This is a genomic window from Aeromonas sp. S16(2024) (genome assembly GCF_041403065.1).
In the GTDB taxonomy this organism is placed as follows: Bacteria; Pseudomonadota; Gammaproteobacteria; order Enterobacterales; family Aeromonadaceae; genus Aeromonas.
In genome coordinates this window covers 42,092-59,861 of record NZ_JBGLQX010000020.1, presented here as the reverse complement: position 1 = coordinate 59,861, position 17,770 = coordinate 42,092, and the positions used below count along the sequence as shown (strand labels likewise).

Genomic DNA, 17,770 nt, shown 5'->3' with positions numbered 1-17,770 from the left:
GGGATCACTCTCTCGTTGTCACAGGTGTCACTCATGATCCGAACCGCGTTTTGTCTGTTTGCCCTCGGCGGGCTCCTCCCTGCAGAGGCGGCCCCGGCGTCGAACACCCTCAGCCATTCGGTGGGCACGGAGCTGGTGTTGCCCCTGGGCTCGCTGCCCGAGCGGGTCTGCTGGTATCAGGATCAGAAATATTCCCTCGGATCTCGCATCCAGCAGGGGGATCTCTGGCTGGAGTGCGGCCCGCAGAACGACCAGGAGAGCAACGGGCCCCTGGCCTGGCGCGAACCCGCCAGCTACGAGCCCGTCGACGAAGGGGCGGCCAACAGGGAGACGATCAGGGTGGGTCAGTGAGCCTTTTCTTGATCCAGCTACAGACACGGCCGTGATCCCTGTCGCATAATGCAGCTCCTTTCTTCTCTTGGCTGGAACCTAAGAAATGGCTCGTCGCTCTTCCAATGCACAACGTCGTCGCAGTAGCTGGTGGTACAAACGCTTGTTGGCAAGGGAGCGGGAAGAGCGCGAAGCGCGTTCCGTCCGGGATTGATACCGCATTGAAAAACGGAGCCTCGTGCTCCGTTTTTTTATTCATTACTGCAGGTTCATTACCGCAGGCAGGTTGATTACCACAGGTGGATAATGATGCCACTCTGCCAAGGCACAACGTCGTTGCCGTCGTGAGCTGGTTGTACAAACGCTTGTTGGCAAGGGAGCGGGAAGCGCGCGAAGGCGCTGCGTCCGGGATTGATACCGCATTGAAAAAACGGAGACTCGGGCTCCGTTTCCTATTCATTACCACTGGTTCATTACCGCAGGCAGGTTTATTACCACAGGTGGATAATGGTGCCGCTCTGCCAATGTACAAGGTCGTTGCCGTCGTGAGCTGGTAGTACCAACACTGGTTGGCAAGGGTACGGGAAGAGCGCGAGGGCGCTGCGTCCGGGATGGATACCGCATTGAAAAACGGAGCCTCGGGCTCCGTTTTTTATTTATCACCGTCAGCATCACGACAACGGGGGCCATCAGGCCCCCGTTTTGCTTTTGCAGGTGCTTACTGCCTGCGACTTAGCGCTGCAGGGCGGCCAGTGCCAGTTCGACCCGCTTGGCGTACTCGGGGTCGGCCTGCTCGAAGTGCTTGAGCTGGGCCGCGACTATGGCGTCATCCTCCACGTTGATCAGGGATCGCGCTAGGTTGGCGGCGAGGCGCGCGCGCTGCCCCTCGTCCATCAGGCGGAAGAGATCCCCCGGCTGGCTGTAGTAGTCGCTGTCATGGTCACGGAAGTCGTAGTGCAGGGCAGCCCCTTCCAGACTCAGGGCCGGTTCGTGCTGCTCGCTCGGCTGCTGGGTGCCGAAGCGGTTTGGCTGGTAGTTGGGGCTGGCACCGCCATTGCTGTCGCTGCGCATGGCACCGTCGCGGTGGGCGCCGTGGTGGAAGGGGCAGCGCGGGGCGTTGACCGGCAGCAGGCCGTGGTTGACGCCGAGGCGATAGCGCTGGGTGTCACCGTAGGAGAAGAGCCGTCCTTGCAGCATGCGATCCGGTGAGAAGCCGATACCGGGCACCACGTTGGCCGGGGTAAAGGCCGCCTGCTCCACGTGGGCGAAGTAGTTGTCCGGGTTCTGGTTGAGCTCAAGCACGCCGACCGGGATCAGCGGGTAGTCGCTGTGCGGCCACACCTTGGTGAGGTCGAACGGGTGGATTTTGTAGGTCTGGGCTTCGGCCTCCGGCATCACCTGCACATAGACCTTCCAGCGCGGGAAGTCGCCCCGCTCTATGGCGTTGAACAGGTCGGCCTGGCTGGTCTCCCTGTCCTGGCCGACGACATTGGCCGCCTCTTCATCTGTGTAGAAGCTGTGGCCCTGCTCTGTCTTGAAGTGGAACTTGACCCAGAAGCGTTCGTTGGCATCGTTGATAAAGCTGAAGGTATGGCTGCCGTAGCCGTTCATCTCCCGCAGGCTCTTGGGGATGCCGCGATCGCTGAACAAGATGGTGACCTGATGCAGGGACTCCGGATGGCGTGACCAGAAGTCCCAGGCGGCGGTGGCGCTGCGCAGGTTGGTGCGCGGATCCCGCTTCTGGGTGTGGATGAAGTCGGGGAATTTCAGGGGATCGCGGATGAAGAACACCGGGGTGTTGTTGCCCACCAGATCCCAGTTGCCCTGCTCTGTGTAGAACTTGAGGGCGAAGCCGCGTACGTCCCGCTCCGCATCGGCGGCCCCCTTCTCACCGGCCACGGTGGAGAAGCGCAGGAAGACAGGGGTCTGCTTGCCGACTGTGTTGAACAGGTCGGCCTTGCTGAAGGCGCTGATGTCGTGGGTCAGGGTAAAGGTGCCATAGGCGCCCGAGCCCTTGGCGTGAACCACTCGCTCTGGAATACGCTCGCGGTCGAAGTGGGCGAGCTTCTCCATCAACCAGATGTCTTGCATCAGCACCGGGCCGCGGGGGCCGGCGGTGAGGCTGTTGTTGTTGTCGACGACGGGGGCACCGTTGGCGCTGTGCAGGGTCTTGTCAGTCATGGGGCATCTCCTTGTGATGATGGAGGCACGATACGGCAAGGGGCGCGAGCGGGGCCAATCGGTCAGCACTAAGTGTTTGATAGGTGGCCTGAATGGAGTTGGCTACGGACACAAAGGGCGCTATTTTTGACGGACGTTCACGCATCAGGGAGGAGAGGGGATGGTTGAGATCAGGATTCGTCAGGCGGAGGCCGGGGATGCCCAGGGGCTGCGGGATCTCTATGCCATGCCAAAGGCTCAGGCAGGCACCCTGCAGATGCCCTATCCGACCCTGGCCATGTGGCAGAAACGGTTGGCCGAGCGTAGCGGCTACGGCCTGGTGGCCATAGTGGATGAACTGCTGGTCGGCGATCTGGGGCTCTGGCTCGAGCCGAATCCACGTCGTCGCCATGTGGCTGGCATCGGCATGGGGGTCCGGGATGACTGGGCCGGCCGCGGGGTGGGCTCGGCCCTGCTGGGGGCGGCGGTGGATCTGGCGGACAACTGGCTCAACCTGCAGCGGCTCGAGCTGACGGTCTACAGCGACAACGCGGCCGCTATCGCGCTCTACCGCAAGTTCGGCTTCGAGCAGGAAGGTTGCTCACCCGCCTATGCGTTTCGTGAAGGGCGCTTCGTCGATGCCCTGCATATGGGGCGGGTCCGTCTGTCATGATCGACTATCGCGAGCGACTGACCCCCGTGCTGCGAGCGCTGGAGCAGGAGCCGGACCTCTCCATCGAGGAGCTGGCGAGCCGCGCCTGCCTCTCCCTCTACCACTTCCACCGGGTGTTCACCGCAGTGGTGGGGGAGGCGCCGGGGGAGATGTGCCGGCGGCTTCGGATGCAGCGGGCGGCCTGGCAGCTCTGCTACACGGATGCCAGCGTCACCACCATCGCCCTGGGGGCGGGGCTCGGCAGCTCCCAGGCCTTTGCCAAGGCGTTTCGTCGTCACTATGGCTGCACCCCGGGGGAGTTTCGCCGTGACAAGGGCAAGAACGGACACCATGAGCGCAAGGATGGACACGCATGGGATGCCCCCCTCCCTTATGCTGAAGGCCACTCATCAGCAAGGAGCAACACCATGAAAACCGTCGAGATGGATGCCCGCACCCTGGCCTATATCCGGGTCACAGGCCCCTATGGCGAAGGCTATGACGCCGTCTGCAACCGCCTGCACCAGTGGGCCGCGCCCCGCGCTCTGGAAGGGGGAGAGTGGATCTTCATCTACCATGACAACCCGCAAGTGACGCCGCCGGCCCAGTGTCGCACCGACATAGGTGTCACGGTGCCGGTGGGGACCCAGGGGGCGGGGGAGGTGGAAACCCAGCTTATCCCTGCCGGGCGCTACGCCCAGTCCCGCTACCTCATCACGGATCGCAATCAGTACGGGCCGCGCTGGCAGGAGCACATAGGCGACATAGTGTCCGCCGGGCTGGAGTTTGGCAGCGGCCCCTGTTTCGAGCTCTATCACAGCGTGAGCAACGATCCCCTGCAGGACGATGTCAGCTTCTGCTCCAGCGTGCGATAAAGGTGCGGCAATAAAACGAGGCGCCCAGAGGCGCCTCGTTTTATTGGGGGTGGGTGATGCCGCCATGCCTACATCAGGACTGGCTGGGCACCTTGTTCCGGCGTGACTTCCACCACCATCTCAGGCGGATCTGGGAGATGAGCATGCCTGCCAGCATCAGGGCGCAGCCCACCAAGGTTCGCTCGTTCAGGGTTGGCTGGGCACCTTGTTCCGGCGTGACTTCCACCACCAGCGCAAGCGGATCTGAGAGATCAGCATGCCAGCCAGCATCAGGGCGCAGCCCACTATGGCCCGCTCGTCCAGATGCTCCCCCAGCAGCAGCACACCGCCGATGGCGGCGAACACCGTCTCCAGGCTCAAGATGATGGCGGCGTGGGCCGGGTGGGCACCCCGCTGGCCGACCACCTGCAGGGTGTAGCCGATGCCGACCGAGACCAGCCCCGCGTAGAGCAGGGCCTGCCAGCCCGCCACGGCGCCGCCGAGGGTCGGGGTTTCGATGACAAAGGCAGTGCCAAGACTGAGCAGGCCGCACACCACGAACTGCACCCCCGCCAGCCGTATGGGGGCGACCCGGTTCGAGTAGTGATCCAGCACCAGCAGGTGAATGGCCCAGAACAGGGCACCGATCACCTGCAGCAGATCGCCGTAGCCTATGGTGAACTCCTCGGTCACGCTGAGGTAGTAGAGCCCGGCCATGGCGATGAGGGCACCAATCCAGGTGTTGGCCCCTGTCTTGTGGCGCAGGGCCAGGCCGATGACGGGCACCAGTATGATGTAGAGACCCGTGATGAAGCCCGCCTTGGCGGCCGTGGTGTAGAGCAGCCCCACCTGTTGCAGGGAGGCGGCGCTGAACAGCACGCCCCCGGCGATCAGGCCCCCGACCAGCAGCAGGCGGCGATCGCCAGCGGGTGATCCGGCTTGCGGCCTGGGCTGGCGCGACTTGAGCCACCACAGCAGCGGCAGCAGGGAGGCGGCACCGAGCAGGAAGCGCAGGCCGTTGAAGGTGAAGGGCCCCATGTGATCCATCCCCAGGCGCTGGGCGACGAAGCCCAACCCCCAGATGGCGGCGGCCATCAATAACATCATGTTTGAACGCATACGGATTCATCCCTGAGAGAGCAGTGACAGGGGCACTCGGGCCCCTGTCAGTACGATACCCGTCTGCGGGGGGGGTTGTCGCCGGTGATTTGCAATCAGATGGGGGCCAGCCCGGGGACGTTACCAGCCGCTTGCCAGCCTGGCGAGCAGGGGCAGCAGGGCGAGCATCAGCAGGTTGCCCCTGAGGATCCAGATCACCCAGAACTGCTGCTGGATGGAGACTATGGGGGCGCGTCCCTGACGCAGGGAGCGGCGCCAGTGATGGAACAGCCGGCTGGGGTAGCCGAAGCTGAGGGCCATGGCGAAGAACAGCAGCAGCTTGGTGCGATAGCCGGGATTGGCCAGCAGGGCCGCCGGTTGCAGCGGGTGGGCGAGCACCATGAGCACGCCTGTGATGAAGATGAGCAGCAGCGCCAGCGCCGCCAGGCTGTCCGCCAGCAGCAGCTTGCGCACCTGTTCGATGGACATGCCGCGCCTGAACAGAAAGTACTCCGAGGTGATGGCGCCGGTCAGGGTGATCACGGCGCAATAATGGAGCGCTGTCAGCAGTTCCGGGTTCAACATCCGAGCCAGTTCCTTCTCGTTGGCCACATGGCAAGCTTCCCTTTGGACGCCATAGAGCGGGGCTGATATTCTGACACTACACGACGTCGGGGGATAGCAGGAGTCAGGGTTGGATAAGCGAGCAGTCTCCAAAAAGACCTGGTCCCTGGTAGCCCGGATGCGTCTGGGCCTGTTGCTGTTGTTCATCCCGGTGCTGATGCTGGGTGGCATCTACTACCTGCACATGGAGCGCAGCCTGCAACAAGAGTTGCAACAGCGCCTGCTCGCCACCAACCACCAGTTGCGTCACGTCTTCATCGAACCCTATCTGCACGAGATGGAACGCCAGTTCACTCTTATCTACGACCAGGTGAAGGTGGACGACATCAGCGGCCCCCGACTGAACAATGCGGAGTCCTACCTCAAGGAGTGGCGCCTCTACAAGGGGGTCATGGCAGACCTCATCTACATCTATGTCGGCACTGCCGAGCGCCAGATGCTGATCTACCCCGAGTGGCAGGCGGATGCGGGCTTCGATCCCAGGACGCGCCCCTGGTATCAGCTGGCCAGCCAGCATCTGGGCAAGATGGTCTGGACCGAGCCCTATTACGACTACACCAACGGCAACCTGGTCATCGCGCTCGCGCGGGCCATCATCGACAAGGAGGGCAAGGTGCGCGGGGTGTTCGCGGTGGATGCCGTGCTGGCCCCCTTCTCCGCCCAGCTGAACCGGCACCTGGGCGACGGTTACCAGATGATCGTCAATCAGTCCGGCAAGGTGCTGGCCCACCCTGACCCGTCCCAACTGCTCAAGCCCATGGCCCACCCGGACTGGCTCTCCCGCTTCAGCCAGGAGGATGGCATCTTCCTGGATCCGGATTCCCGGCAGTTTGTGGCCTACAGCCGCCTGCCCGAGCGCAACTGGGTGCTGATCAGCGTGCTGCCAGCGTCGAGCATCCAGGCCGTGGTGGCGCGGGCCTCCTTCAACGTGCTCGGGGTTGTGGTGCTGGCCAGCGTGCTCTATGTGCTGCTGGCCCTGGTCTGGTCCCGTTACTTCAGGCGGATGCTGGACGAGATCTCCACCATGATCCGCGCCAGCAGGATGCAGCCCGATGGGGCACCCCAGGGGGGCATGCGCGAGCTCAAGCACGTCTATGCCGAGCTGGCGGAGGTGAGCAAGGATTACCACGAGGCCCGTCAGCAGGCGAATCTGGACAAGTTGACCGGCCTCTACAATCGCCGCTTCTTCGACGAGCGCCTGAACCGGCTGCTGCTGGAGCAGCACGCCTTCTGTCTGGCCATGATCGATCTGGATGGCTTCAAGCGGGTCAATGATACCTATGGTCACCAGACCGGGGACATGGTGCTCAAACGGGTGGCCAAGCTGGGCAACCAGCTGCTGGAGGATCACGGCTGGGTCTGCCGCTACGGTGGGGAAGAGCTGGTGGTGCTGTTTGCCAACCCTGACATCCACTTCTGCCAGATGCTGCTGGAGCAGTACAGGATTGGGGTCGCGTCCCTGGACTGGCGTGAACATGGCCTCGGGATCACCTTCAGCGGCGGCCTGGTGGCGAGCGCCCCCGATCTGGATGCCAAGGGACTGCTCGATATCGTCGATGCCGAGGTGTATCGCGCCAAGCACGATGGCAAGAACCGCATCTATCTGGGAGGGCTCGCCCCCTTGGCGCAGCACGAGGTGCCGCCGGCTGACGATGGGGTGCTGAGCAAGGAAGAGGCCTGAGGGCCTCTTCTTCATTCAGCGGCTCAAGGGAGCAACTGCCACTCCCACAGGGGCCAGCCCAGCTCCGAGGCGCACTGGCGCAGTGTGGGGGCCGGATTGACCGCATGGGGATGGCTCACCGCCCGCAGCATGGGCAGATCGTTGTGGGAGTCGCTGTAACCAAAGCTCCCCTGCCAGAGGTTGTCCCGTCCGGCAAAGAGCTGGTTGATGCGGGCCACCTTGCCCTCGCGAAAACTCAGGGTGCCGCGGGTCTGGCCGGTCAGCCTTCCCTCCTCCTCGTCGAGCAGGATGGCGACGCAGTGATCCATTCCCAGCATCTTTGCCATGGGGGCCACCAGGTGCTCGCCGGAGGCGGAGATCAGCACCAGCTCGTCGCCACGCTGGCGGTGCCACTCGATGCGGGCCAGCCCCTCGGGGTAGAGGCGCTCGCGCAGCACCTGCTCGGCAAAGTGGTGGCACTGCTGCTCCAGCCACTGGCGCGACTTGCCCGCCAGCGGCTGCAGGGTAAAAGCCATGTACTGGTGCATGTCCATCTTGCCCTGATGGTAGAGGGACATCATCCCCTGCTCCTCGGCCACCATGCCCGCCGGGGCCAGCTCCTCGGCCACCATGTACTCCAGCCAGAGGCTGGCGGAATCCCCGGCAATCAGGGTCTCGTCCAGATCAAACAGTGCCAGTGCCATGGGCGCTCCTCGCAGTGAAAATGGAAATGAAATGCGGCGTCATGCTACCTCACAGAGCTGATCCCGGGCCACCGCCAGGGTCACGGCGCTGCCGGTGGCCAGCAGATCGCCAGCCGAACGGTTGAGGCAATCCACCGTCAAGAGCCCCGCCTCGCACTCTACCTGATAGCGGATCACGTTGCCGAGCAGCTGTTGCTGGCGAATGATGCCGGGCAGGCTGGGGTCGCTGCTGATCGCCCCGGCGGGCAGCAGGGTGATGGACTCTGGCCGCAGCGCCAGCTTGCCCTGAAAACGGGGGCCGAACAGCGACTTGCCCTGCTCTGCGCCGAGCAGGTTGTAGTTGCCGATAAAGCCCGCCACAAACTCGCTGGCGGGTCTGGTGTAGATCTGCTCCGGCGTGCCGCTCTGGACTATGGATCCCTTGTTCATCAGGAAGACGCGATCCGACATAGTGAGCGCCTCCTCCTGATCGTGGGTCACGAAGATGGTTGTGAGTTCGAGCCGTTGCTGGATCTCGCGGATCTGCTGGCGCAGGCTGCGGCGGATGCGGGCATCCAGCGCCGAGAGCGGCTCGTCCAGCAGCAGGATCCGCGGCTGCACCACCAGAGCCCGGGCCAGCGCCACCCGCTGGCGCTGGCCACCGGAGAGCTCGGCCGGATAGCGGCGCTCGAAGCCGGTCAGCTCCACCAACTCCAGCGCCTCCTGCACGCTGGCCGAGAGCTCGCGCCCCGGCTGGGGCTTCATCTTGAGGCCGAAGGCGACGTTGTCCCACACCGTCATGTTGGGGAAGAGCGCATAGCTCTGGAACACCATGCCGATGCCCCGCTTCTGGGGCGCCTGCCAGGTGATGTCTTCACCGGCCACCCGCACCTGACCGCCATCCACCGGAGTGAGCCCGGCCAGTGCCCGCAGCAGGGTGGACTTGCCGCAGCCAGAGGGGCCGAGCAGGGTCACCAGCTCCCCCTTGCGGATGCCGAACTCGATCCCCTCGAACACCGGGGTCTCGCCGTAGGATTTGTGCAACTGATTGACTTCTAAATGAAACATCTTGGATCACCGATGAAATCTGTTGGCCGCCCAGGTGAGCAGCAGGGTCAGCAGGAAATAGCTCATCACCAGCGCACTGGTGAAGTGGCCCGAGGTGGCGCGCATGTTGTAGAGGTAGACCTGCAGGGTCTCGTAACGGGTGCCCACCAGCATGTTGGCGAACACGAACTCGCCGAGCAGGAAGGAGAGCGACAGAAACAGCGCCGCCAGCAGCCCCTTGCGCAGGCAGGGGATCACCACCAGCAGGAAGGCGCGGCGACTGCTGGCCCCCAGCAGGTGGGCGGCATCCATCAAATCTTTCAGCGGCACCCCTTGCAGGCTGTTGGCCAGCGCCCGGTACATGAAGGGCAACACCACGGTGAACCAGGTGCCGCTCAGGATCCACGGCGTGCCGATAATGGGCAACGGGCCGTCGGCGTAGATCTGCAGCAGCCCCACCGACGAGACCACCGGCGGCACCGCGAAGGGGAGCAGGATCAAGAGGTTCATCCAGGGATCCAGCCTGGGGAAGTAGTAGGTCACCACCAGCACGGTGGGCACCAGCACTAGCGTGCCCAGCAGCAGGGTCGCGAAGCAGACCAGCAGACTGCGGCCAAAGGCCGCGAGAAAGCGCGGGTCGCCCCACAGCTTGAGATACCAGTCGAGGGTGAAGCCATCCGGCAGCAGGGTCGCCCCCCAGCGGGTGGAGATGGAATAGAGAAAGGTAGCCAGCAGCGGCAACAGCAGGGTGGCAACCAGCCCACTCAGCACCCACTTGGGCCAGCGCGGCGTCAAATCATGCATGGGATTGCCCCCTGTTCACATAGCTCTTTTTCAGCAGCCACTGGTTGGCGGCAGTCACTACCCCCAGCAGCACCATCAGGATCACCGCCAGCGCCGCCGCCATGTTGGGCTCGAGGAAGATGTCGCCGGAGACCAGGCTGGCCACCCGTATGGTCACCAGATTGAAGTTGCCTGTGGTGAGGGCGTAGGCAGAGGCATAGGCCCCCACTGCGTTGGCAAACAGGATGATCAGGGTGCCGAGCAGGGCGGGAGTCAGCACCGGCAGCGCCACGTGCCACACATACTGCCCCCTGCTCGCGCCAAGCAGGGCGGCGGCTTGCGGCCACTCATCCTGCAGCGCGTCGAACGCCGGGTAGAGCAGCAGCAGGGCGAGGGGGATCTGGAAGTAGGTGTAGATGAGGATAAGGCCGCTGCCCGAGTAGAGGTTGAAGCCGTCGATCCAGCCCCAGGATTTCAGCAGCAGGGTGACGGCGCCGTTGATGCCGAGAATGATGATAAAGGCGAATGCCAGCGGCACACCGCTGAAGTTGCCAGTCATGGTGACGAAGGCCAGCAGGGCTCGCTTGACCCGCTCACCACTGTGGCGCAACGCCGCCGCCCCGATCGTGCCGATGGCAAGCCCCGCCAGACTGGCGATACCGGCGATACGCAGGGAGTTGCCGAAGGATTGCAGGTAGAAGGGGGAGCTCAGGATCTCCCGGTAATGGTCGAGGCCCCAGCCATCAGGGGTCTGGAAACTGCCCACCAGCACCCACACCATGGGGGCGAGCTGGAACAGTATCATCAGCAGGATAAACGGCAGCAGCACCAGCGCGGGCAGCCAGTGACGGCGTGCCTTGCGCTGGGTGGCCACGGGTTGATCCGCGAGGATCTCGGTGGTTGCAGGCATCATCAGTGCACCTCGCGCATAAAGGTCGCCTTGAGCAGCGGGGGAGCCACCGGCTTGTCGTGGGGGATACCCAGCAGGTCGGCCATCAGGGCGCAGAGCTGGGTCTGGGCAATCGCCACCCCATCCGGCCAGCGCTCGACGAAAGCATCGCCAAACAGCCAGAGCGGCACGGTGCGCTCTTCAGGCAGGGTGCCGCCGTGGCTCAGGTCGTTGTTCATGCCGTGATCCGAGGTGACTACCACCTGATACCCCTGTGCCAGCCACTGGGGCAGCCGGTCGGCCAGCAGGCTGTCCATCCGGCGCGCCTGATTGCGGTACTGGCGTGAATCGAGGCCAAACTTGTGGCCAGCGTCATCCACCCCCATCGGGTGGATCAGCAGAAAATCGGGGTCGTATTGGGTTCTGAGCCATTCCCCATCCATCAGCAGATGGCTGTCGGGGTAGTTGTCATCCCAGTAGAAGCAGCCGTGCTGGATGGGCAGCTGCTCGTCATGGGTATAGCGATCCCGCGCTGCCAGCCAGGGGCTCTTGTTGTAAAGCTCGCTGACCCAGTAATAGGCGGCCGCTGCTGTGCGTTTACCCGCGGCGCGGGCCAGATGGAAGATGGATTCGTGTTGGCTCAGGCGCGTCACCCCGTTGTGGGTGATACCGCTCGCCACCGGCGGCACGCCGGTCAGGATGCACTCGTAGAGGGGTCGGGAGAGAGACGGCAGGGCAGCATTCAGGGTCGTATGCAGGCCCCGCCCCGCCTCCACCATGCCGAAAAGGTAGCCCATGCAATGGGCTACCTCGGCTGCCAGACCATCCACAAGTACCACTATCACCTTGTGTTGCACTGGATGTCCTTACTGCATATTGATCATGACGGTTTCCTGCCACTGGCGCGGCAGGGCCTTGGAGCTCTGCTCCCAGGCGGCGTGATCCTGCACCGGCTTGGCATTGGCATACTGCTCGGCCGGCAACAGCTTGGCCTTGACGTCATCCGGCAGGGTCACGTTGCTGCGGATGGGGCGGGCGTAGCCACGGGCCAGGTTGATCTGACCGGCATCGGAGAGGATGTATTCCCGCGCCAGCTTGGCGGCGTTGGGGTTCTTGGCCCATTTGTTGATGATGGTGGTGTAGCCGGCGATAACGGAGCCGTCGCTCGGGATCACCACATCAAACTTCTTGGGGTCGATCTGGTCGCGGTAGTTGAGGGCGTTGAAGTCCCACAGCACCCCCACTTCCACTTCGCCCTTCTCGATATTGGCGATGGTCGGGTCGTTCAGTGACAGACGACCCTGCTTGGCCAGCTGGCCGAACAATTCCAAGGCGGGCTTGAGGTTCTTCTCGCTGCCGCCGGTGGCATAGGCTGCCGCCAGCACGCCGTTGTTGGCCTGAGACGCGACGCCCACGTCACCCAGAGTCACCTTGTAGTCGCCACCCAGCAGGGATTGCCAGCTGGTCGGGGCGGTCTTGACCAGATCCTTGTTGATCAGGAAGGCGATGGTGCCGGTATAGGCCAGCATCCAGTGACCGTCTGCATCCTTGGCCCAGTTGGGAATGTCGGCCCAGGTGGAGGGTTTGTAGGGCTGGGTGACCCCCTGCTTGACCGCAACCGGACCGAAGGCGCCGCCCACGTCGCCGATGTCGGCGGTGGCATTGGCCTTCTCGGCGGCGAACTTGGCGATCTCCTGGGCCGAGCTCATGTCGGTATCCTGATGCTTGATGCCATAGATGCTGCCGAGCTGCTGCCAGGTATCCTTCCAGTTGGCCCAGCTGTCGGGCATGCCGATGCTGTGGAGCTGGCCTTCACCGCGAGCGGCTTTTTCGAGATCCGCGATGTTCTCGGCGGCAAACAGTGGTTGACTGATGGCCACCAGGGCCAGTGCACTTGCGATCACGCTTTTCATCATCCCATCCCTCTGGACTAGGTCAGTTAAGGTTCGAGAGGGATGCTAGAGGGGAAATATGACGGTGGCGGGGCGCTTTGATGGCGTTTTCGTGACATTCACCCTGTCATGGCGCTGTCATCAGCAGCGGTTACAACTCGGGACCGATAGCCGCTGGTCTACTCCAGGGGGCGCACACCGGAATGACCGACAGGAACGTGACAGTGACAGAGCGATTGTGGGAACAGGGGCTGACCGATGGCCGCAGCCCCTCCAAGTGCGAACAGATTTGCCGGACCCTGCGCCGCTATATCGGCAGCGGCCAGCTGGGGGCCGGGCAGCAACTGCCCGCCGAACGGGCCCTGAGCGAGCGCTTCGCCACCACCCGCATCACCATCAAGGAGGCGCTCTCCAGCCTCGAAGCGGATGGCCTTATCTACCGGGCCGAGCGGCGCGGCTGGTTCGTGGCGCCGCCCCGCCTCACCTACGACCCCGCCATCCATACCCACTTTCACCAGTGGATTGGCGAGCAGCAGCGCGTGGCCGAAACCCGGGTGCTGGCCCACGGCAGCGAGCTGGCCAGCAGCGAACTGTGCAGCCGGATGGGGCTGGAACCCTTCACCCCGCTCTATGAGATCCGCCGCCAGCGGCTGATCGATGGCCGCCCTGTGCTCCACGTCAGCCATCACCTGCTGGCGAGCCGCTTTCCCGATATCGCCAGTGCGCCACTGGCCAGCTCCCTCACCGAGCTCTATCAACAGCGCTATGGCATAGGCCAGGGCGGGGCCAGCCTCGAGATCACCCCCTCTGCGGCTCGGGGAGAGATAGCCCGCGCCCTCAATCTGGCAGAGGGGAGCGCCGTGCTCAGACTGGTGCGGGTCAACTACGACGAGCGGGGGGCGCTGGTGGATTGCGATATCGAGCACTGGCGGCCGGATGCGATTCGCATCTGTCTGGATACCCGGGCATTGCAACCGGTCACGGCCAGAGCACTACCCGTAAAACTGGCTGAGTAGCCGCCTCGCGCAGACGCGGATCCCGCAGGATCCGCCGGGATCAGTTGTCGATATTGGGGATCAGGTCGTCGAAGCTCTGGTAGCCGCAGTCGGCCAGTTGCAGCGACATGGTGTAGGTCTTGCTGCCCTCCCGCTGGCCTATGGCGGGGCGGTTGAGCTTGAGCTCCTGATGCCAGTACTCCTTCATGCGATCGATCAGGGCCATGGCCTCGCTCTCGTCCAGGTGGAGCTGGCACAGCGCCATGTAGTTGTTCGACTTGTGCATGTTCTCCACCAGATAGTCCCCCAGCACCGACATGGCCTGGCGCGCCTGCTGGCGGGCGAAGCGGCTGTGCTGCTCGAAGCTGATCCGCTCGCTGATGAGGAAGTGGTAGCTGTTGTCGATGCCGAGCTGCAAGATGCCGAGCTTCTCCAGCTTGCGCAGATAGAGGTAGCAGGAGGCGTCGGTCAGGCCGTATTCCCGCTTGAGATCGATCAGCGTCTTGTCGCGCCAGAAGATGTTGGCGAGGAAGGCGTAGAGCCCCGGCTCCTTGTGAAACGCCTCGTCCTGCTCCTGGGTGAAGACGGCGCGGCGGCTCTGGGCGTCCTGGGTGCGATCCAGCAGCTCCTCGAACGAGAGTCCCACCAGATGGCAGATCTCCAGCAGGGTGTCGAACGGCAGGGAGGGCTTGTTCATCATCCGCTTCACGGTGGCGATGGAGACCCCCATGGCTTCCGCCAGGGTCTGATAGCGGATCCCCTTGTCGGTCAGGGTCTTCTTCAGGGTGTCGAGAATGTGGTTGGCCAGGGTCTGGCTGTAGGTCATGCAACTATTCCTTTATCTGCATTTTTAGTCGTGCCAGAAAGTGAGTGATTTGTCTGTATCGGGCTCAATTTTTGACACCCAGAAAAACCAGAGGAGATACGTCCGGTGATAACGGCTGAAATGGCCTGACCAGTTGTGGTGCAAGGTGGCAGATAATGACACTCGGTGGTGCATATCCTTCAACCTTTCAACATTTTGCTGGTGATGCATATTACATCGCACATAATCCAACACGAATCGGATTCAATACCTTCCTGGTTGAGAAAACGATTGTTTGCTTCCAATTTAAGGGTTTTTTTAACCGCAAGGTTTTATTCTTTCCTGGCATTGAGCGGAACTCGCAAGAGGTCCGCTTTTTTTCTTTTCTCCGAATTTGAGCCCGCCGTCAAGGAAGGGGCGCATTTTTTGGCACTTCCTGCGCCGCCCTCCCGAGGGGTTATTCCCCCTTGCAGGGGAACAGCTTGGGGATCTCCCGCACCAGCCAGCTCTTGGCCTTGCCCATGGTATCGCGCCGCCACGCCAGCACGACCTGCACCTGATGGCGATATTCGGGGCCGATCACCTTGAGGCGGCCCGCCTTGATGTCCTCTTCTATCCAGCTCAGGGGCATGGTGCCGACACCAATGCCCGCCAGCAGGGCATCGCGCTTCTCCCCCATGGTGCTGACGGTCAGGCGCGGCTGCTTGTCCAGCAGGCGATAGGTGAGGGCAGGCTTGCGCCGCGCCGTGTCGGCGATGGCGATGGCGCGGTAGCGGCGCAGGGTCTCGTCCGCCAGGGGCTCGGGCTCCAGGTGCAGGGGGTGATCCGGGTGAGCGACATAGAGCATCACCTCCTCCTGCAAGGGCTGGTGCTTGATGCCCGTCATCATGATGTCGGGGTTGAGGGAGGAGATGAGCAGATCCGCCCGGCCATCTTCCAGACACTCCCAACTACCCGCCAGCACCTCGGCCCGCAGCCGCAGCCGGGTATCCGTCAGCTCGGCCAGCCGCTCCACCAGAGGGTAAAGCGCCTGCAGCGGCACCAGGGCATCGACGGCTATGGTGATGTCGGTCTCCCATCCCCGGGCCAGGGCACGAGTTTCGCCCACCAGATGCTCGGCCGCCTCCAGCAGCAGACGGCCCTGCTCCAGCAACATGCGCCCGGCCGGGGTGAACTTGGTTCTGTGGCCGCTGCGATCAAACAGCATGGCGTCCAGCTCGTCTTCCAGCTTCTGCACCGTGTAACTCAGTGCCGAGGGCACCTTGCCCAGCTCGTCGGCGGCCGCCGCGAAGCTGCCACGGCGGTCGATGGCGTCCAGCACCCGGATCGCCTCCAGGGTCAGCGCCCGTTCCTTGTTCGATTCCTTGGCCATATCTAACCTTCAATTTTTTTGAACATGTTTGCCAGATTATCTCGCTAACAAGTTAGGGCAAGTGACTTTAATATTCAATCAACGCTTAGGCAGGAAGGCCAAGCGGCCAAATAAAAGGTAGTTCCAGGCTGAGACATCACACAGAACGGTGTCTGCTGTAGGTGAAAGAACAACACACTATTTGAATAACCTCTTGCATGGATGCATTGATTCGGGCCAGACCGGCCTTGGCAATGACATAAAAACCAAGAGAGTGAATGAACATGAAAAACGTAATCAAGATGCTGGCCGTTGCAGGCCTGATGACCGCAGGTTTCGCCCAGGCTGCCGTACCGGCCGACATCAATGCCGCCCCGGGCGTGCTGTTCGTGAACTGGAACGCCACCGCCGCCATGGCTGGCAAGGCCAACCCCATGCTGGAGGTGCGCGATGAGTCTGGCGATCTGCTGGCATCGGTTCACGCCAGCCTGATGGGCACCCAGCAGGTACAGATCCCGAGCCGCACCCAGGGCAACCTGACGGTCAGCCTGGGCAACGAGAGCAGCAGCTACCGCATCCCGTTCGGTCTGGGTGACGGTCGCCAGCGCTAATCAACCGTTTAAAGGTATTGGAGGAGCACACCATGATGAAATTGAGAGCCGCAGCAGAACGGGGCCATGCCAACTTCGGCTGGCTGGATGCACGCCACAGCTTCTCGTTCGGTCACTACTATGACCCGGACTGGATGGGGCACTCCGTCTTGCGGGTTATCAACCAGGATCTGGTGTCGCCGGGTGGCGGCTTCGCTACCCACCCTCATGCCAACATGGAGATCCTCACCTGCGTGCTGAGCGGCACCATAGAGCACAGGGACAGCCTCGGCCATGCCGAGCAGATCCCGGCGGGGGATTTCCAGCTGATGAGTGCAGGGTCCGGCATCCGGCACAGCGAGTACAACCCCTCGCAGACCGAGCCCCTCTCCCTGTTGCAGATCTGGATAGAGCCGAACGAAGTCGGCACTACCCCGGGTTATCAGCAGAAGAAGATAGCCTCTCAGCCCGGGCTGACGCTGGTCGCGTCACCGGATGGGGAGGCAGGATCCTTCAGGATCCGCCAGCAGGCCCGCATCTGGCGACTGCAACTTGCCGAAGGGGAAACCCTCGAGTGGGCATTGCAAGGGCGTCATGGTTACCTGCATATGATTTCAGGGGAGCTGACTGGCAACGGTCTGGCTGCCCGACCCGGCGACGGCCTGCTCAGTCGCGATGAGGCGTCCTGGGCGCTCACCGCCTCCGAGGGGAGTGAAGCCCTGCTGTTTGATCTGCCCTGATAGATAAATCACGGCGAAATGAATGAGTTAACAATTAGCTCTTACACTGTTTATTACCAAGATGGGTAATCAAAGGAATCTGACAATGGACAAGATGAAAGATGTGGCACTGCTGGCGGGTCGTATTTTGCTGGCGCTGATGTTCGTGATGGCAGGCTGGAGCAAGATCGGCGGCTACGCCGGTACCCAGGGTTACATGGAAGCCATGGGCGTGCCCGGGTTCATGCTGCCGCTGGTGATACTGCTGGAGCTGGGTGGTGGCCTCGCCATCATGCTGGGTCTCTTTACCCGCAGCCTCTCGGTGCTGCTGGCCGGTTTCACCCTGATGGCCGCCTTCATCTTCCACTATCAGCCTGCCGAACAGATGCAGATGCTGATGTTCATGAAGAACCTCTCGGTGGCCGGTGGTTTCCTGGCCCTGGCGGCAGCCGGTCCTGGTGCCTTCAGCCTGGATGCCCGCCTCGGCAAGTGCTGGTAATACCCTGATAGTTCAAGTTTTCCAACGCCTTTCGGCCGGTGCAGTTGCACCGGCTTTTTTATGCCCGCCAAGTGGCGAATGCCGGTACTGTGACGAGGCCCGCCTGGCGGTGGCAAGCGCCTTTTGCATCTTACCCCCC

19 protein-coding genes are annotated in these 17,770 nt (G+C 62.8%); 8 read left to right on the top strand and 11 right to left on the bottom strand.

Translation table 11 applies throughout. The features are described from left to right. The first annotated feature begins 33 nt into the window (after nt 1-33). Nucleotides 34-351: a YnjH family protein gene (locus ACB030_RS15315; protein ID WP_371160942.1), complete on the top strand. Its 318-nt coding sequence runs from the start codon at nt 34-36 to the stop codon at nt 349-351. A gap of 711 nt (nt 352-1,062) precedes the next feature. Here ACB030_RS15315 and ACB030_RS15310 read toward each other — a convergent pair. Further along, a complete protein-coding gene (locus tag ACB030_RS15310; protein ID WP_371160940.1) occupies nt 1,063-2,511 on the bottom strand; it encodes a catalase in 1,449 nt (482 codons plus the stop codon). A gap of 160 nt (nt 2,512-2,671) precedes the next feature. On the opposite strand from ACB030_RS15310, the gene ACB030_RS15305 reads away from it, so the two are divergent. After that, entirely contained in the window at nt 2,672-3,163 is a 492-nt protein-coding gene (locus ACB030_RS15305) for a GNAT family N-acetyltransferase (RefSeq protein WP_106885587.1), read from the top strand. Continuing rightward, the gene (locus ACB030_RS15300) at nt 3,160-4,017 is read left to right on the top strand and encodes a GyrI-like domain-containing protein (protein WP_371160937.1); all 858 of its coding nucleotides are present in this window, start codon (nt 3,160-3,162) and stop codon (nt 4,015-4,017) included. Before ACB030_RS15305 ends, ACB030_RS15300 begins: the two co-directional genes overlap by 4 nt. A 186-nt stretch (nt 4,018-4,203) precedes the next feature. Here ACB030_RS15300 and ACB030_RS15295 read toward each other — a convergent pair whose 3' ends face one another. Further along, the gene (locus ACB030_RS15295) at nt 4,204-5,115 is read right to left on the bottom strand and encodes a DMT family transporter (protein ID WP_205642990.1); all 912 of its coding nucleotides are present in this window, start codon (nt 5,113-5,115) and stop codon (nt 4,204-4,206) included. 120 nt (nt 5,116-5,235) lie between these two features. Then, nucleotides 5,236-5,679 (bottom strand): DUF2214 family protein, encoded by a 444-nt coding sequence (locus ACB030_RS15290; RefSeq protein WP_163149405.1) that lies wholly within the window; start codon nt 5,677-5,679, stop codon nt 5,236-5,238. A 109-nt stretch (nt 5,680-5,788) separates the two neighbouring features. Between ACB030_RS15290 and ACB030_RS15285 the strand changes: the two genes are divergently transcribed. Beyond that, on the top strand, nt 5,789-7,399 hold the full coding sequence (locus tag ACB030_RS15285; protein WP_371160935.1) for a diguanylate cyclase: 1,611 nt from the start codon (nt 5,789-5,791) through the stop codon (nt 7,397-7,399). Nucleotides 7,400-7,422: 23 nt separating this feature from the next. Here the strand turns inward: ACB030_RS15285 and ACB030_RS15280 are convergent, their stop codons facing one another. Genes ACB030_RS15280 through ACB030_RS15255 form a run of 6 tightly spaced genes read right to left on the bottom strand, consistent with a single transcriptional unit; the run spans nt 7,423 to nt 12,693 of the window. Next, entirely contained in the window at nt 7,423-8,082 is a 660-nt protein-coding gene (locus ACB030_RS15280; RefSeq protein WP_371160933.1) for an HAD family hydrolase, read from the bottom strand. 39 nt (nt 8,083-8,121) lie between these two features. Further along, a complete protein-coding gene (locus tag ACB030_RS15275; RefSeq protein ID WP_371160931.1) occupies nt 8,122-9,129 on the bottom strand; it encodes an ABC transporter ATP-binding protein in 1,008 nt (335 codons plus the stop codon). 6 nt (nt 9,130-9,135) lie between these two features. Beyond that, entirely contained in the window at nt 9,136-9,912 is a 777-nt protein-coding gene (locus ACB030_RS15270; protein ID WP_371160929.1) for an ABC transporter permease, read from the bottom strand. After that, nucleotides 9,905-10,804, bottom strand: coding sequence for an ABC transporter permease (locus ACB030_RS15265; protein ID WP_371160927.1), 900 nt, complete (start codon nt 10,802-10,804; stop codon nt 9,905-9,907). The genes ACB030_RS15270 and ACB030_RS15265 overlap by 8 nt, the downstream gene beginning before the upstream one ends. Next, nucleotides 10,804-11,637 carry an alkaline phosphatase family protein gene (locus ACB030_RS15260; protein ID WP_371160925.1) on the bottom strand — a complete coding sequence of 278 codons (834 nt, stop codon included), beginning with the start codon at nt 11,635-11,637 and terminating at the stop codon, nt 10,804-10,806. The genes ACB030_RS15265 and ACB030_RS15260 overlap by 1 nt, the downstream gene beginning before the upstream one ends. A 9-nt stretch (nt 11,638-11,646) precedes the next feature. Then, nucleotides 11,647-12,693, bottom strand: coding sequence for an ABC transporter substrate-binding protein (locus ACB030_RS15255; protein WP_371160923.1), 1,047 nt, complete (start codon nt 12,691-12,693; stop codon nt 11,647-11,649). 182 nt (nt 12,694-12,875) lie between these two features. Here ACB030_RS15255 and ACB030_RS15250 point away from each other — a divergent pair, with 182 nt between their 5' ends. Beyond that, on the top strand, nt 12,876-13,688 hold the full coding sequence (locus ACB030_RS15250; protein WP_371160921.1) for a UTRA domain-containing protein: 813 nt from the start codon (nt 12,876-12,878) through the stop codon (nt 13,686-13,688). 40 nt (nt 13,689-13,728) lie between these two features. Here the strand turns inward: ACB030_RS15250 and ACB030_RS15245 are convergent, their stop codons facing one another. Both ACB030_RS15245 and ACB030_RS15240 read right to left on the bottom strand, forming a co-directional pair. After that, nucleotides 13,729-14,493, bottom strand: a complete 765-nt coding sequence (locus ACB030_RS15245) for a helix-turn-helix transcriptional regulator (protein ID WP_005330085.1) — start codon at nt 14,491-14,493, stop codon at nt 13,729-13,731. Nucleotides 14,494-14,929: 436 nt separating this feature from the next. Continuing rightward, complete coding sequence (locus tag ACB030_RS15240; protein WP_205642998.1) at nt 14,930-15,844, bottom strand: LysR family transcriptional regulator; 915 nt, start codon at nt 15,842-15,844, stop codon at nt 14,930-14,932. Between the two features lie 257 nt (nt 15,845-16,101). On the opposite strand from ACB030_RS15240, the gene ACB030_RS15235 reads away from it, so the two are divergent. The 3 genes from ACB030_RS15235 to ACB030_RS15225 all read left to right on the top strand — a co-directional run bounded on the left by ACB030_RS15235 (nt 16,102) and on the right by ACB030_RS15225 (nt 17,631). Then, nucleotides 16,102-16,434: a hypothetical protein gene (locus ACB030_RS15235; protein WP_371160918.1), complete on the top strand. Its 333-nt coding sequence runs from the start codon at nt 16,102-16,104 to the stop codon at nt 16,432-16,434. A 32-nt stretch (nt 16,435-16,466) separates the two neighbouring features. After that, on the top strand, nt 16,467-17,153 hold the full coding sequence (locus ACB030_RS15230) for a pirin family protein (protein ID WP_371160916.1): 687 nt from the start codon (nt 16,467-16,469) through the stop codon (nt 17,151-17,153). A gap of 85 nt (nt 17,154-17,238) precedes the next feature. Continuing rightward, nucleotides 17,239-17,631, top strand: a complete 393-nt coding sequence (locus ACB030_RS15225) for a DoxX family protein (protein ID WP_371160914.1) — start codon at nt 17,239-17,241, stop codon at nt 17,629-17,631. Nucleotides 17,632-17,770 lie beyond the last annotated feature (139 nt).